Origin of the sequence: Desulfatiglans anilini DSM 4660 (genome assembly GCF_000422285.1) — a bacterium.
Classification (GTDB): domain Bacteria; phylum Desulfobacterota; class DSM-4660; order Desulfatiglandales; family Desulfatiglandaceae; genus Desulfatiglans; species Desulfatiglans anilini.
Map to the genome: position 1 here is coordinate 1 of NZ_AULM01000004.1, position 15,968 is coordinate 15,968.

Genomic DNA, 15,968 nt, shown 5'->3' on the forward strand with positions numbered 1-15,968 from the left:
AAAACCTCCGATTCCTGAATATCACGAACACCCCATATAAATGTCTGAGAATATGCGTTGCGCACCGTCAATACGTTTGCAGCACTGTCGCTCACGTAGCTATCCGGAAGCGTGATATATTTAATCCCGCTCCAGCTGTTATTTCCCGTCCGCGGTGCATACCCCACCGGTTGGCCATTGATCAGAATCTCGATCTCATCCCCGTAATCCGCATCGTAAAATTCGCATTCTATTACGACATCCCCCGTTCTGCCCCCAAACCAGAAATCCACTGATGATTGATTCGTCAACACTCCGGGGGCCTTATAGCCGTAAGATCCGGCAGCCGGCAGCTCGATCGCATCCGGGGGTACCAAAGGCGGAGGGGGAGTGGACTCGGCCACTGTAATATAATCCGTCTTGACGATTATATCCGTACTGTCCGGTCTTGAAGCTTCCAGGGAGACTGAGTAGGTTCCGGGACTCGCATAGGTATGGGATGGATTTTTGAGCGTGCTGGTCTGTCCGTCGCCAAATGTCCAAAACCATGCTGTCGGATTTCCGGTGGAATGATCTGCAAACTGGACCGTCAGCGAATCGGTTCCCGTGGTGGGATCGGCGCTGAAATCGGCCTGTACGGGGGGCGGATCATATACCACGTAGGAGGCACCGTAGCCCACCCGGGAGGCCCCGTACTCTATCTTCATGTAGCCGTTTTCACCCCATCCAGTCCCCCAGGAATTCCTGAGTATCCACACTCCATTCGCACCCTGGTTGTCATCCCAGCCGACCAAAACGATGCCGTGGTTGACGGCAGCATCTATGTTTGTGTTGAAGACACCGCTTCGATAATACTGAAAGGCGCTTCCCACGTAAACCGCTGCCGTGACCGGGCCATATGTCATGATAGCGCGCTTGATATCCTCTGTCGGAGGAATACCAAAAGGCGAGCTGACATAGGCCCAATCCGTGATTTTGTAGGGATGATCATAGGGGCTGCCGCATGCCGTATCCCGTGCGGTATAGGCAAAGTCAGCTTCCAGCACAGCACCGGCCTCAGTCTCCGATGCATTGTATTTCCACTCATGGTAATCGTGTGCCCACCAGCCGCCCCCGCAGCTCCATCTGTTCACATTGCAGGAAACCAGGTATTGCTCGGAAAGGTCTACAGATTTTCCTTCGTAAAGCAGGATGTTGCTCTCTAACGGCCCCACCGTCGCGAAGGCCCAGCAGGAACCGCAGGAGCCCTGGTCCCTGATCGGGGGGCAGGCGCCTTGTGAACACCAATTAAAAGCGGAGGGCAATGCCACCGTGCCGGAAGCGCCTCCTATCGGATCCTGTGCATGCGACCGGAGCCGGTATGCCATTTCAGGAGTCCACCGGGTGGGGGCCATCAGGCCGCACAGTTCGCGCAATGAGCGATCGGTAGCCTGGTTGGCGCCGATCTCATAGGTCGCGCCACCCGCCTGCAGTTGATGTTTTAACTGCAGGAATTCAAGCGAACCCAGCTGCGCATTCACGGTTCCGCTGAAAACCAGCAGCAGGATCAACCCATGCCCTAGAAAGGTGAGCGCCTTCCATCCGCCTTTAGACATAACCAACCCCCTTTTCAAATCATGTCTTTACAACTATTTGATTTATATTATTTTTTTAAATAGAGATTCGATTCGGCCCTTTTTGGGCACGATGTTCGTTCTAGATTTATGCAAGAATAAAACCAGGGTGACCATGGGGGAGAGTCGTGTGCCGGTTCGGCTAAGGTGGTATTCAGCGGGGAGCCTGCAATACAGGCCCGCGGGGGGTAACGGTTGGCTCCAGGGGTCTTCCGGCTCCTTTCGATCTGGCTCCATTGGCACCAGGCACCTGGTGCCAATGGAAACAACGGCCACATGTCCCTGCGGGTGAGGCCGGCTGAGGGTAGGCTCAGTTACGAGTTGAATGGATCATCTGGTGGCTTGCGTTACAGAATGGTAATTGCGAGCGGAACAGAACTAGAGCGGGGAAAAGGGGGATGCCTTTCGATCAAAGCTTCAGTTTATAGACGCGGACATCGGGTGCGCGATTCAGCACGAGCTCGAAATAGAGCTCAAAATCAGCCGGATCCCCCAGCAGCAGTTGCACCAGGTTGGATCGATACGCTCTCTCTTGCATCAGAACGGTGATCCCTTTTTGGGTGTCGATCACGGCGAAAACCCCGGAAGTGGCTCCATAATCCAGCTGCTCGATTCCATTCTCCGTGACGAGGGTGAGACCGGAGAGCCAAACGGCCTGGTTCCGCACCGTCACAGTGCCCGCCACCTTGTTGAACTCGAGGACTTCCTGGTGCAGTTCGAAGGGCGCCTGTTCACCCTCGCCCGCCGAGAAATCCCATGTGCCCAACCGCAGGATGGCCGGGGCTATCTTGACATGATCCCAGGACAGGACCAGATACTGCTCAGGCAGGGGCTTCTTCTCAGGGAGAGGAAGATCGGCGATCCCATCGAGAAAGGATTGCACCTCTGAAGGGGCTTTTTTTCGGAATATCCAGGCAAAGGAGTTCCGGTAACTGGGCAGCTCCGCACACCTGACGCGATAGGGCCGGGCCTTTTGCGCGGCGTACGCCATCAGATGAACAGCATATGCGGGGGAGTCGGACGCATAGATCCGGGCCAGGGGAACCGCATATTCCGCCCTCACATGCCCCCCGTCCGAAAACGTGCCCGCTCTCGCATAATACTGGGCCGTGTAACCATAATCCCACCAGATCCAGAACTGGGCGCCCGGGGTTATCTTGCCGCGCATGTCGTTCAGCGCTTCGATCGTCTCCGGAGCGGCGGTCGTCATGGGGGCCTTGTTTCCCAACAAGGGGACCGCTGTGACGACCAGAAACACCGCCAGCAGCAGGACTTGACACACGAAGCCGACGCGCCGCCACCCGAGCCAGCGCCGCAAAATCTGTGTGAGTCCGAACCCGAGCCCCAGCCCGATGACGACTCCGCCATACATCGTAAAGCGCTCGCCCAGGCGAAGAGAGGCCAAACCCAACAGGAGAAGGGGCAGAAAGACCCAGGCCGCCGGGCGGCGCCAGAGCAGCGCAGCGTATCCGCAAACCCCCAGCCCAAAAAGAAGCCACCCACCGGAAATGGCATGAAAAACGGAGCGTAGATCGATGTCTTTCGCTTCGACAACGGTGTCCAGGACGGCGGGATGCAGGACATCGGGCCCGCGGGCAGCCCATCCACCATACCTGGCCACCTTTCTCAAGGCTCCGCTCACCCAGCTCTCGACCCCCGAAAAGGTGAACACCGCCGCGCCTGTAACCAGCAAAGCCAGGACCAGGAACAGCGGATGCGAGGCCAACCAGTCGTAATAACGAGGCTTCAAGAACCCGACCAGACAGAGGCCCGCACCTGAGGCAAGGCCGATCCAGCCGCCGGAGGCCGCCAGGACCACGATCGCAAGACCCAGGATCACCAACAGGCGCCCGCCCCTGGATGCCGTCAACAGGCCGAGGATCCCCGCCGTGGCGAGGATGGCCAGAAGGATGGCCGAACCCTGCGGGTAGAGCAGCAGATAGAGTTTGCTGATCAACCCCATACCGAGGGGCCAGAGGAGGGTCCATCCGTGCGTGAGGCGGCGATCACTTCCCCACGGTGGCCGCATCCGGCCTTCGAGCCAGCAACAGAGAAGGACACAGATCAAAACGGGGAAAAACAGGGCAAAGAGATCGGTGTCGAAATAGCCGAGCCGGGTGCGCCACAGGAACCCGGGCGCAGCACCCGCCAACACACCGGCGGCCACCGTCCCCTCCGGGAGGCGCCAGCGGGCGCCGAGCCATGCGAGGGGCACAGCCACAAGGGGAGCCATGATCATGGGAAGCCAGAAGGCGATGTCGGCCAGGTTGAACCCCGTAGCGGTGTGCAGGAATCGCAGGAAGCCGGCGACGGGGGAGCAGCTCTTGTAATTGACGCGGTCCGCGCCCGCCAGCCAGGCGTAGGCGTCATGGGTGGCGAGGACCCTGTGGCCGTCCACCAGAAAAAACTTTTCGGGGGCGTGGATCAGGTCGACCAGGCGAAGGGCGGCGCAAACGAAGACCGCCACGGCGCACGGCACTATCCAGTCCCGGTGTCTGAAAGCAACGGGGGGCGGGGGCTCAGGCGTAGAATGGTTGTCTGGAAGATGGTCCGGTTTTCTCTTTGCTGGTCTTTTGGAACGCTTCACGATGATCGCTCGAGTTGGATGTCTATTACCGATGGGCGCCCTCTGCCCATGACGGTCAGTCAGGCGGCTTCCACCCGGATCGAACCAGGCATCACGGCGCGGCACCGAGGCCCACGAACGGGACTGCGATGCACCGCGGACCGGATCTTGCAGCCGTGAGGCAGCCGCAGGGCCAACATATAAAGAGCCGGCGCATCGAGTCAAGTGAAAGAAGGCCGGCGAAGCCGCAAATGCGCCGGAGGAGCCTTCATGGATTTTTCATTGACCCATCCAGTGATCTTTATTAAGCTCGCCTCGGTGCCACCCGGACTACATTTTTCTGCGAAGGAGTCAGCGATTGAGTACGATGGATGCACATCAGCGGCCGCAGCAGGACGAACGGTTTTACGAAGACTATGACAGCATTTCCATCAAGGAACTGATCCTCACCATCTGGGGGTTCAGACGGTGGATCGTAATCCTGGGGTTTGCAGCGACCCTGCTGGTCGTCGGGGTGGGCGCGGTCCTTTATCTCTCGCAGGAGAAGTATCCGGTCACCAAGCTGTCCTTTCAACTGGAGTTCGACAGCGCGGAAAAGGGGCAGTACCCGAACGGAACGCCGTTCAGTTCATCGGACATTCTGGTGACGCCCGTGCTGAAGGAGGTCTACCAGACCAACGGCCTCGAAAAATACATGAGCTTCTCGAACTTCAAAGGATCGCTGTCGGTCATCCAGCGAAACGACGAACTGCGGCTCCTCGAGTACCGCTATGCCGCCAAGCTGGAGGATCGCAAACTTTCCGTGGAGCAGAGGGAGCGCCTCGAGGCCGAATTCCGCGAAAAGAAGAAGAGCCTGATGACCGCCAACTACGAGCTTGTGTTCGCCGGGGATGAATCCATTACACCCTTACCGCCGACACTGCGGGCGAAGGTCCTGAACGATCTGTTGAGCACGTGGGCGGAGTACGCCCAATCGGTCAAGGGAGTCACCCAGTACGATATCGCGCTGGTCTCGAGAGACATTCTCCGCCCCGAGGACATCGAGACCGAGGATTATCCCGTGGTCATGGACATGCTCCGGTCCACACTCAAGCGTGTGCTCGACGACATCGACAAGGTCATGAAGGTCCCCGGCGCTTCGGTTTTCCGACTGCCCGAAAGCGGCCTGTCGCTGCTCGATCTGCGCTACCGCACCCTCGACATCGAAAGCTACCGGCTGAATCCGATGCTCGCCATCGTGGGGGCGGCCTGGGCAAGCGGGAACGGACGACACACCGGGGAGTATCTCCGGCACCGGATCACCGAACTCAAAATGAAGGCCCAGGGCGCCGACACGCGCATCAAGGTGTACGAGAAGGCGCTGAGGACCTACGTTCAAGGGGGCGGCATCGACGCCGTCGGCAGTGAGATCGCGGGGGCCTTGCAGGCGCCGCCTCCGGGCGCCGGCGTGCAGCCGTTCGGATCGAATGTCATGCCGCAGATCGGTGAATCCTTCCTCGACAACCTCATCAGCATAGTCAAAGCGAACCTGGACATCGAGTTTCGGCGTAGCCTGACGCAGAAGACCATCGAGGTCGGGCTTGAAAAAGCCATGGCCGACTCGGACCTGAACTATTATGCGCAGATACTGAAAAACATCGAGGAGGCGGAAAAACTCGGGCCCGGGAAGCTTGCCGCCGACGGCGCACGGCAGGAGATCCGAAGGAGCATCGCAGCGATCTACGACAACCTCATGCAGACCATCAGCCAGATCAGGGCCATCTACGAGGGGTTGAGCCAGGCCAACCTCAATGCGGCCAGCACCCTCTACGGCCTGACGAAGCCGGTCTATTTCACGGTCGAGAAGGCGCTGACGACCCAGAGGCTGATCCCCTACCTCGTGGTCGCCTGGGTGCTGCTCCAAGGCTGCATCCTGCTGGGCGTCCTGATCGCCAGCGCTTTTATGAAACCCGGGGGAAAACAGCCGGCAACTTTATAGGAGGCGCAACGTAAAAGGAAGCTCTGGTCCTTTCTTGGTTACTCATCTTGCGATCCAAACACCTCGGCAAAAAAGACCTCTTTATCTAGAGCTTTCTGCCATTTTCTATGCCTTTGCACACCTTCTTCACGCAAACCCCTCGGCATGGAAAGAAATCGGATAGCGTCAGTAGACCCAAGTTCTCTAAACAAAACTTTTAATCCTTTTTCCATAAGATCTTTATCGTTCATATCTTTTAACATCATTATTTCAAATCCTCCTTATCACAGAGTGCGATAGGATTTCCTGACCATATTTCCAAATTCATTTTTAAGCATTTTTTGATTAGTTTGTCGTCACAGCTAATAAAATCCGCGTTCACTGCTTCAGCAAATGCAACATGAGCAGCATCCGCAGGAGCCATTTTTTCATTTCAATCGAATATTCCTCCTACAAATCCTTCAGAATTCGTAGCGCAATTGTGCCTAAATTGAGAAAGGAAATACGTTTCGGCAACATAATAGCACATATCAACTCCAAAAGGACGATGAACAAATGGACCGCAGGATGCGGCGGAGGGCGAGGCTGCGGGTGAGGCCGTGGTTGACTCGGGCGACGGCGTTTTCGTGGTATCTTTGAGGGTCGTCGACGACGACGAAGATCACGCGGACGTAGTCTTCATCGAGGAGGCGGGTCTTGGGGCAAGCCGGTTTGAGGGCGTCGACGCGTGCGTGGCCCAGGCGAAGGATCTCGTCCCGGTCACCGAAGCGGATCGCGCCCGTGGGGCAGGCAACGGCGCAAGCAGGGAGCAGGCCGTTGGAGATGCGGTCGATGCAGAAGGTGCACTTGACGATGCGCCCGTCGGCGGTCCGGCGGGGGATGTCGTAGGGGCAGACGTCCCGGACATCCTGGAATGCCGCCAGACGGGCCTTTTCCGTGTAGACCACGGCGCCGGTCTCCAGGTCCTGGATCACGCCGCCCGAGACATACCCTTCAATCGCGTCCTTGCAGTCCGGTGAGAGGCAATGCCGGCACTGGTCCGAAAAGAAGTACCAGACGGGCGCGCTGTTGGGCGCCTCGGCCGGACGCTCCTTGAACCGCACCAGTTTGAAGGTCTGGCCGTCCAGGTCGCCCGGGTTTTGATGGCTGCCGCGGTTTGAGGGGCTATCGGCGCCGTTCTGGTTCCAGCTCTTGCAGGCGACCTGGCAGGCTCGGCACCCGGTGCAGCGGGTCGTATCGATCAGCATAGCCTTCCCATCCATTGCATCAACCGTCCTTTCGCTGCAGACTCACCATGAAGGCCTTGGTCTCCGGGATGCGGGTGTTCGGATCCCCGGCCGACGGGGTGAGGAGGTTGGCGCTGTCTCCGCCGGCATGGGGCCAGAGCCAGCCATAGTGCCAGGGCAGCCCCACCACATGGACCTCGGCGCCGTTCACCCTGAACGGCCGGAGGCGCGAGGTCACCATCGCGACGGCCTCGAGCGAGCCGCGGGCCGAGGCCACCACCACTTTTTCCCCATTGCGGATGCCCTTTTCCCGGGCGAGTTCCCGGCTCATCTCGACGAACATCTGCGGCTCGGCCTCGAGGAGCCAGGGCATGGAGCGGCTCATGGCGCCGCTCTGCCAGTGCTCGGCCACCCGGCAGGTGGTGGCGACGATCGGGAAGCGCGGATCGGCGGCCGGCCGCCGCAGCCCGCCGAAATCGCAGGCGCGCAGAAGAGGGTTCACCTGCTGAGTGTTTAGCAGGTTGGCCGCGGCCGGTCCTTCGACCGGTTCATAGTGCTCGGGAAAGGGCCCGTCCAGCAATCCGGGGCCGAAGATGCCCCCAAGGCCATCGGCGCGCATGATGAACGGGTAGCGGCTGTCGGCACGCGACGACCCGTCGGGGTTCTGCATGGGAAACCAGCCGCCGTCCGGCACATCCCCCTCCCATTGATTGGCGACGTAGCGGCCCCCTTCACTCGCCCCGGCAAACCGGATGACGGGCCGCTGCCGGTCCCAGGGGCGGCCCTGCAGGTCAACGGCGGCGCGGTTGTAAAGGATCCGCCGGTTCATGGGCCAGGACCAGGCCCACTGCGGATAGAGGCCGATGCCGGTTGGGTCTTCCCTGCCGCGGCGGGCCATCTGGTTGCCGTCGGCGTTGTAGCTCTGGCAGTAGAGCCAGTTGCCGCTTGCCGTCGAGCCGTCCTCCTGGAGGAGTACGAAGGAGGGCACCGGGTCGCCCTTTTGAAAGGCCTCGCCCTGGATCGTTGCATCGCTGGTGAAACAGCCGTTGATGCCGCGCGCCACCTTGTGGGCATCGAAACGGCCGTCGGTCCGGTAATCCCAGGCGAGATGGGTGATGGGCTCGGGGAAGACGCCGCCCTCGCTTTGGTAGAGCGCACGGACAGCGGCGAAGAGCTCGGTCAGGATATCCCCGTCGCTGCGGGCCTCTCCGGGCGGCTCCTGGGCCTTCCAGCGCCACTGGGCCCAGCGGCCGCTGTTGGTGATGGACCCCTCCTTCTCCATCGAGGCCGCGCAGGGGAGCAGAAACACCTCGGTTCGAATGGTGCGCGGGTCCATACCCGGACCTTTCCAGAAGGCGGCGGTCTCGGTCTCGAAGAGATTCGCCGACACCATCCAATCGAGCTTGGCCATGGCCGCGCGGGTGCGGCCGGCATCCGCCCCGCTGCAGGCCGGGTTCTGGCCCCAGGCAAAGAACCCGCGGAGTTCTCCCCGGTCCATGGCGTCGAAGAGGTCGAGCCAGGTGTATGTCCGGTTGTCGGCGAGCTTCGGAAGCCAGGCATAGCAGAAGCCGTTTTCGGGGGTGGCCGCCTCGCCGAAGAGGGCCTTCAGGAAGCTGACCACGTATTTCGGGCGGTTTTGCCACCAGTTGGCGCTGAGGGGATCGGAGGAGGACGGCGTGTTCTCCTTCAGGTAGTCGGAGAGGGTCGCCATGGTGGCCCTGGGGACCGGAAGGTATCCCGGCCAGTCGCCATAGAGCAGCCCGTGGTCCGTGGAACCCTGCACGTTCGACTCCCCGCGCAGGGCGTTCACCCCGCCGCCTGCCATCCCCATGTTGCCGAGGAGGAGCTGGATGATCGACATGGCGCGGATGTTCTGGACCCCCACCGTGTGCTGGGTCCAGCCCATGGCATAGAGGATGGTGCCGGCCCGGTCCGGCCTGCCGGTGGCGGAAACGCATTCGTAGACGCGGAGCAGATCCTCTCGGGGGGTACCGGTGACGGCGCTCACCTTCTCGGGCGTGTAGCGCGCGAAATGGGTCTTCAGGAGCTGGAAGACGGTGCGCGGATGGGATAACGAAGGGTCCTTCCGGACGGCGCCGCCCGCGTCCGTCTCGTAGGCCCAGAAGCTCCGGTCGTAGGCGCGGGCGCGGGGGTCGAAGCCGCTGAAAAGGCCGTCGTGGAACGCGAACTTTTCGCTGACGAGGCAGGCGGCATTCGTGTAGTGGGCGACGTAATCCCGGAAGCAGCGGTTTTCGGAAAGGATGAAGCGGATCATGCCGCCGAGGAAGGCGATGTCGGTCCCGGGGCGGAGCGGGGCGTAGATGTCCGCCTTGCTGGAGGTCCTGGTGAAGCGCGGGTCCACGTGGATCACCGTGGCGCCCCGTTCGCGCGCGGCCTCGACCCATTTGAAGGCGACGGGATGGTTTTCGGCCGGATTGCTCCCCATGATGAGGATGCAATCGCTGTTGCGGATGTCGATCCAGTGGTTCGTCATGGCGCCTCGTCCGAACGACTCTGCCAGAGCCGTCACCGTGGCGCTGTGTCAGATTCGGGCCTGGTGCTCGATGTAGACCAGGCCGAGGGCGCGGAGCATGGCCTGGTAGATCCAGCACTCCTCGTTGTCGAGCGCGGCGCTGCCGACCGAGGCGATCGTGGCGCAGCGGTTCACGGTCCAGCCGTCGGGGTCGACCGATTCGAAGCCGTCGTCGCGGGTCTTCTTGATCCGCCGGGCGATCGTGGAGAGCGCCCAGTCCCAGTCTTTCGTCTCCCAGTGGTCGCTGCAGGGCGCCCGATAAAGGACGCGGGTCAGGCGGCGCTCGTTCGCGGCCAACTGGTCGAGGGCGGCGCCTTTCGCGCAGAGCGCGCCCGCGTTGATCGGGTGTTCGGGGTCCCCTTCGGTGTAGACCACCCGGCCGGTTTGAGGATCCGTGTGGCAGATCACCCCGCAGCCAACGGCGCAAAAGGGGCAGATGCTGAAGGTCGCCACCGTTCCCGCAGTCCGGTCGGGCCAGTCGGCGGAGGCGGATGCGGGCTGCTGCGAACCCAAGGCCTTGCGGCCGCCCATCGCCACTCCAGCCGCCACAGTCCCGCTCAACTGCAGAAACTTGCGTCGCGTTACGTCCATAGCTCACTCAGCGATATGATTTCTTGCACACGGATGCGGCTTTGCCCAAGCCGGCAAATGCGAAAAAGGATCATCAGGGTATTTCAGATCGGGTTCACTGGTTTTAGGCCCATTCGCAACACCTTCAAACGTAGAAAATGATTTGAAAAATTTTTCGCCAAGACCGGTTGGCGTAAATGAATAACAGAAGAACCCGGGCAGAACAATAGTATATTTCAGAAGCCTATTTGCAGGGATGTCTTTGCACTTCCAAAAACACAAAAAGGGTTCAAGCACATAGCCCAAACCCTTGAGTCTACTGGTGCCGGAGGTCGGAATCGAACCGACACGGACGGGAAGTCCACTGGATTTTGAGTCCAGCGCGTCTACCAGTTTCACCACTCCGGCGTTTTGGAGGAATGATAGGGATTATAGGGAAAATGCCCCCGGCCTGTCAATATGATATTGACAGGCCTTTGCGGCCTTTGCTATAGTCTTTCAATCCTTTGGGGCTGTAGCTCAGTTGGGAGAGCGCATGACTGGCAGTCATGAGGTCGTCGGTTCGATCCCGATCAGCTCCACCAGAAGAAGATAATTATTAGAGGGGCTTACCGGTGTGCTGGGAGCCCCTCTCGCTTTTCAGGATGTCCCGGTGCGTGACTTTTCGCCATGTCGATTCCGCGCCGCCTCGTAAAAAGATTGAAAACAAAAAAGGCAGGACCATAAATGAACCTGCCGGTAAATTGCACTACGAGTGTTTATATCACTTTACCTTTTTTTCCAATTATTGTTTCGGATTGCCTGTATCTAAAGACAGGCAACCCGATTTATAAGATTTCATTTATGGTTATTATTCCGGCAATGGAGTTACGACCAAGGGAACTCTCACTTGCAAAGCACCCCCTATCTCATAGGTTGTAAATTCAGCAGTGCTCAAATTCATTGGTAAAACCTCTCCCTCCGCAATATCAAAATGGTAGTAGATGACAGCTGTGTCGCAGTTAGAGACGGTCAGGTCATCAAAATCTTTTAGCATGGCGACTCCACTAACCCTAATGGTGCATCCTATACTCCCATCAGCACGATTAATGGCATAAGCATACCATGTATAATCATAATCGCCATCACCATTCAATTGCCAGACACCATGCCCCGGAGTTAGCATATATCCAGAATTAATACTACCAATAAAACTAGATTTGATATAGGTCCAGTTCATTATCATTTCGCCCTTTGTAGGGTCCAAACTGTCTGATGTGTGAGTTGCCAACCAATGTATATCACCCCCTGCAGCACCAACCCATGTTCCTGTCAACCCAGCAGGGCAAGCCGTTTTTACCTTTTTTGCCCACGCGGTGGTACTAAATACTGCAATAGAGAGCAATGCAATTATCGCAATAGTGAAAGTTTTTTTCGTATTCATTTTTTGACCCTCCCCCATTAAGTGTTTTGTTATTACTACCTCTTCCACAATTTATTGTTCACACCAAGTTGCAATTGTTATTAAACCTCATTCGTGGACGTGACTAGCCCTGCATTCCTATTTTTTCGAGCGTTTGTGGCCACCCCCTTTTTTTTTCTTTAAATCTTAGGACGTAAATGTGCGGCTTTGGATAGATTTGCGTTGTTTGTAAACTACCTTCCACTAGGACGAACTTCATTGCCACCTGGTTCGACCGGCGAATCCTTTGCCTCGCTCGTTATCATTTTAAGCAAATCCTCCATGGACACCTCTCGCAATTCCCTGATAGACCAGACCTTAACCAGATTGATGCCCGGGCTGATGCCAATCAACTGAAGCTTGGGATTCGTTTCCAGCCATGATAAAACAGCTTCAGGATGGGTGGTTTCCAAGTCGAAGAAAAGGATATCCGTTTTGGCGGCATCAGACATTTGCGTTTCTTGCAGCGGAAGGGCCAGTTTCTTCACTTCAAACTGCGAACAGAGTCCCAGGCTGATCCCAAGCGTTCCAAGAATGACCGAATTGCCGTAAAGGAGAATCCGCTTGTTCGTTTTCATAAAATCCTTTCCCTTTTTGGAACAATTGTAGTGGGGAAAAAATCTCTGCGCAATGTCCCCAAGGACAGTTAAAGTACAGTCTATAAAAAAAATGACGGCACTGAGGGACAGTGTGGGAGACTGACCTTAGGGACAGTGCAGGTGGCAAAAAGCGTTATTCGGTGGGTTTGTAGGACGTCAATCCCATGCGCCCGGCAAAGGCCAGAACCTGCGCACGGTTTTCCAGGTGCAGCCGGTGCATGATCTCTCCCATGTGGTATTTGATCGTACGTTCGCTCAAAAACAATCGTGCCCCGACTTCTTTGTAGGAGAGCCCCTCTGAGATGAGCCTCAGCACTTGCATTTGCCGGGCGTTTAATCTGCCCCAGGATGGAGCTTCGTTCTTTTCCGCTGAACTTTTTGAGGAAAGGGGTTCATTGGTGGGATTGCTGACACGCTTGAACTCCTCCAGAAGCTTGACGGCCAGTCCGGGAGAAAAGGGAGGCGTCCCCTGCCGGGCTTCATGGAGGGCCTGCACCAGCGCATCCGTGTCAATGCTCTTGAGCAGGTAGCCGCAGGCGCCTGATTTAATCGCCTCAAACAGGTCGTCGTCCTCGGTGGAAGTGGTCAGTATGACGATCTTTGCCGCGGGGTTTTCCGCCTTGATCAGGCGGGTGGCGGTCAGGCCGTCACAGCGGGGCATGCGGATATCCATCAAAATCACGTCGGGTTCAAGCTCCCGCGCCATTTTGACGGCATCCAGGCCGTCATGGGCAACACCGGCCACTTCGATCGTGTGGGCATCGAGCAGGTTGTGCAGACCTTCCAGCATCAACCGGTTGTCATCAACCAGCAGTACTTTCATAGGGAGTCCTCCGGTTGTTTCCGGATCGGCACATCCAATTTCAGCATGGTGCCGCTTCCAGGGATCGAGTCAATCGTCAGAGAACCGCCGATCTGCTCCATTCTCTCCCGCATGAATCCCAGGCCAAAATGACCGCTCTGTCCCTGTTCAAACTGGCCGGCATCGAATCCCTGTCCATCGTCGCTTATGGTGACGAGTGCCCTGCTTCCGGCCAACGCGATGTCCACTTTCAAACTATGGGCACCGCTGTGCTTGCGGCAGTTGGTCATGGCTTCCTGGATCACGCGGAATACTTGAACTTCTGCTGCGGGAAGGAAGGTCGTGTCTCCCATCCTGTCGGAAATCGAGAGCTCGGTTCGAATGCCGTAGTTGGCCTGGAATCTGTCGATGTATTTTTTGAGAGCAGGAATCAAAGACCAGTTCTGGTCGGGGCCGATCCGCAGGCTCAGGATTGATTCCCGCACTTCGGCATGTGCATCCTTGGATACTTCCGCAATCCGTCCCAGGAGAGACTCGGCTTTTTCCTGGTTGCCGTCACGGAGCCATTTGCGAGCGGTTTGTACCTGCATGCTCACATAGCCAAGGATCTGACCGATCCCGTCATGGAGCTCGCGGGCCAGATGATCGCGCTCTTGCAGTGTGGCGACGACTCTTTGCTGGTCCAGGAGATTGGCTTGCGCTCGCTTCTGCCCGGTCACATCGCGTAACAAGAGCAACTGGCCAATGACCTCTCCCTGTCGCCCTTTCAAATTTGTCAGATTCAGGTGGTAGTGCCGCGCAGATGCATCCTTTCCCACGATTATTTCTGTCGAGCCTCCTTCCTCATTTTCCGGCTGTTTCAAAAACCCCGGATCGACCGGCATGACCTCTGTGAGGGGCTTTCCCCGCAGAGTGCGCTCAGGGGTTCCCAATATCGCTGCGGCCATGGGGTTCACGTCCACGATACGTCCGTCCAGATCGAGCACGAACAACCCTTCGTCCATCTGGTGAAGAACGGCGTTCCGCGCCGCTGCAACCGGATCGATTGCGTGGAACCTCAGAAAGGCCAGAGCATACGCCACCGACGCCACCCCCACCACGAAAAACACCGACTCTCCCGGCCCGATCAGACTAGAAGAATCAAGCTTGTCCAATGTATATGCGAGGCGTCCTATCATTTGGCCCGCGAGCATGATTGCCACCGGCCAACGGTGCCCGGGTGAACGAATGGCCAGCCAGACAAGAACCGCAACATTAAAGAGAACGATAAGAATGCCGTAACTGACAAAAATCCAGAAAACTTCGCCGGGGGACACAGTGACATAGCCGTTCAACCTGAATTCGGTCCAAATGAGGTGGTGGAGATTGTTGGTCACCATCATCAGGACACACAGCAAAGGAAACAAGAATAGAAGAATATAATTGCGACGAGTTAACCATCGTCCAAGGCCCGCATATTGCAGAACAAAACAGATGATCGTAGCTGCAACCGGAAGTTGCCAGACTGCCTGGAACTTTACCCAGAAAACCTTCGACGAAAAATCCACTGCTGAGAGTTCCAGGATTGTCCCAAAAGCCCAAAGGGCACCTAGAAAGCATGCCACGGTAAACGGCCTGGCGGCAGGTATCTCACGGCGGCGCCAACTGTACACGCCGAGATAAACCACCAGGACGAGTGTCGTCACTGCCGGCCAGATATCCGGACGGTAAGAATAGGTGCCAATCATTGTCTGGTCACCTGGATCGCCACTGAATCATTATCTGATTAGAAGTCTCTTTTTCGAGGATGAAATAAATCGAAAATCAGTCGTGTCCGGTCAAGTCCTGCCGGCGATTGATTTCGCCAGGTGTTTGCGGCCCCTTGGATATCGATGGAGCCTTCAGGAAGATTCGAATTCGGAAGACTGTGAATTTTGGCCATTTGGACCAAAGGAAATGGGCCTGAATCATCCATTTCAGGTGAGGCCAAACTCAGTTTATACGTGGGACGATCTCTGGACTATAACAGAGTTCCGACTTGTAAGGAAGTCCCGCCGATATTCCTCCGGGCACGTGGACAGGCGTTCACACGGGGATTTTTCCTGCTGCCACTCCTGGGAATCGCTGCATGCTGCCTTGTCAATGGACCGGCTTGTCATCCATCTTGCTGAAGCCCGACGGAACGGTGTCCTGGTCATCGGCCGCCGCAACAGCGGCTGCCAGGTTCGGGCCATGCTCTTCATCAACCGCATCGGACCCGCTCCTCATCAGGCTGACGAAGTCCGGCCTGTGCCAACCCGTGGCGGCAGCGGCAAACCGGCAACGGACCAGCTGTTACCCAAGTTTGCAAAAAATGAGTTCTTTAGAGGGGCAAGACCTTTGGTGCATTTTTGTATTCTATAGGATACTCTCGATTCATGATCGAAGTCCGCGAAACCGATGAGCAGGCTGAATGGTTCAAGCGCCTGCGAGATCGGCAAGCGCGGGCTCGGATCAATACGCGCATTCGTCGATTGACATCGGGCAACCCCGGTGACGTGAAACCAGTGGGAGAGGGCGTCTCGACTACGATCCCGGCTATCGAATCTATTGTACCCGGCACGGAGAGACGGTTGTGATCCTGCTCGCCGGCGGCGATAAGCACAGTCAGAATCGAGACATCAAGACAGCGTTGGAACAGGCAAGAGAACTTTAGGAGGCTGG

At 57.6% G+C, this 15,968-nt stretch carries 10 protein-coding genes, 2 tRNA genes and 1 pseudogene; 3 read left to right on the top strand and 10 right to left on the bottom strand.

From position 1 onward, the window contains the following. On the bottom strand, positions 1-1,574 hold a 1,574-nt coding region (locus H567_RS26975; RefSeq protein ID WP_051184514.1), incomplete at its 3' end, for a C1 family peptidase. A gap of 427 nt (positions 1,575-2,001) precedes the next feature. Next, entirely contained in the window at positions 2,002-4,059 is a 2,058-nt protein-coding gene (locus H567_RS0105575) for an STT3 domain-containing protein (protein WP_028320645.1), read from the bottom strand. A 457-nt stretch (positions 4,060-4,516) separates the two neighbouring features. Between H567_RS0105575 and H567_RS0105580 the strand changes: the two genes are divergently transcribed. Continuing rightward, positions 4,517-6,136, top strand: a complete 1,620-nt coding sequence (locus H567_RS0105580; protein ID WP_153306063.1) for a hypothetical protein — start codon at positions 4,517-4,519, stop codon at positions 6,134-6,136. A 38-nt stretch (positions 6,137-6,174) separates the two neighbouring features. Here H567_RS0105580 and H567_RS0105585 read toward each other — a convergent pair whose 3' ends face one another. From H567_RS0105585 to H567_RS0105610, 4 genes are all read right to left on the bottom strand, one after another. Then, positions 6,175-6,381 (bottom strand): hypothetical protein, encoded by a 207-nt coding sequence (locus H567_RS0105585; protein ID WP_208598332.1) that lies wholly within the window; start codon positions 6,379-6,381, stop codon positions 6,175-6,177. 264 nt (positions 6,382-6,645) lie between these two features. Beyond that, positions 6,646-7,377 (bottom strand): 4Fe-4S dicluster domain-containing protein, encoded by a 732-nt coding sequence (locus tag H567_RS0105595; RefSeq protein WP_028320648.1) that lies wholly within the window; start codon positions 7,375-7,377, stop codon positions 6,646-6,648. A 4-nt stretch (positions 7,378-7,381) separates the two neighbouring features. Beyond that, complete coding sequence (fdnG, locus tag H567_RS0105600) at positions 7,382-10,465, bottom strand: formate dehydrogenase-N subunit alpha (RefSeq protein ID WP_084516923.1); 3,084 nt, start codon at positions 10,463-10,465, stop codon at positions 7,382-7,384. Positions 10,466-10,764: 299 nt separating this feature from the next. Next, positions 10,765-10,852: transfer RNA gene (locus H567_RS0105610), tRNA-Leu, on the bottom strand. A gap of 100 nt (positions 10,853-10,952) precedes the next feature. On the opposite strand from H567_RS0105610, the gene H567_RS0105615 reads away from it, so the two are divergent. Further along, positions 10,953-11,028 (top strand) — tRNA-Ala (locus H567_RS0105615). A 266-nt stretch (positions 11,029-11,294) separates the two neighbouring features. On the opposite strand, the gene H567_RS0105620 is transcribed toward H567_RS0105615, so the two are convergent. From H567_RS0105620 to H567_RS0105635, 4 genes are all read right to left on the bottom strand, one after another. Then, the gene (locus tag H567_RS0105620; protein WP_153306064.1) at positions 11,295-11,867 is read right to left on the bottom strand and encodes a hypothetical protein; all 573 of its coding nucleotides are present in this window, start codon (positions 11,865-11,867) and stop codon (positions 11,295-11,297) included. Between the two features lie 212 nt (positions 11,868-12,079). After that, on the bottom strand, positions 12,080-12,463 hold the full coding sequence (locus tag H567_RS0105625; protein WP_028320652.1) for a hypothetical protein: 384 nt from the start codon (positions 12,461-12,463) through the stop codon (positions 12,080-12,082). A 154-nt stretch (positions 12,464-12,617) separates the two neighbouring features. Further along, entirely contained in the window at positions 12,618-13,307 is a 690-nt protein-coding gene (locus H567_RS0105630; RefSeq protein WP_028320653.1) for a response regulator transcription factor, read from the bottom strand. Then, complete coding sequence (locus H567_RS0105635) at positions 13,304-15,013, bottom strand: sensor histidine kinase (RefSeq protein ID WP_028320654.1); 1,710 nt, start codon at positions 15,011-15,013, stop codon at positions 13,304-13,306. The genes H567_RS0105630 and H567_RS0105635 overlap by 4 nt, the downstream gene beginning before the upstream one ends. Positions 15,014-15,682: 669 nt before the next feature. Here H567_RS0105635 and H567_RS30030 point away from each other — a divergent pair. Beyond that, positions 15,683-15,960, top strand: a pseudogene (locus H567_RS30030) (type II toxin-antitoxin system RelE/ParE family toxin). Positions 15,961-15,968: the final 8 nt, after the last annotated feature.

Bases quoted from the DNA above. Each gene is read 5' to 3' on its own strand.
- H567_RS0105630 (WP_028320653.1), bottom strand. From the start codon at position 13,307: ATGAAAGTACTGCTGGTTGATGACAACCGGTTGATGCTGGAAGGTCTG.
- H567_RS0105585 (WP_208598332.1), bottom strand. From the start codon at position 6,381: ATGATGTTAAAAGATATGAACGATAAAGATCTTATGGAAAAAGGATTA.
- H567_RS0105595 (WP_028320648.1), bottom strand. From the start codon at position 7,377: ATGGATGGGAAGGCTATGCTGATCGATACGACCCGCTGCACCGGGTGC.
- H567_RS0105635 (WP_028320654.1), bottom strand. From the start codon at position 15,013: ATGATTGGCACCTATTCTTACCGTCCGGATATCTGGCCGGCAGTGACG.
- H567_RS0105625 (WP_028320652.1), bottom strand. From the start codon at position 12,463: ATGAAAACGAACAAGCGGATTCTCCTTTACGGCAATTCGGTCATTCTT.
- H567_RS0105620 (WP_153306064.1), bottom strand. From the start codon at position 11,867: ATGAATACGAAAAAAACTTTCACTATTGCGATAATTGCATTGCTCTCT.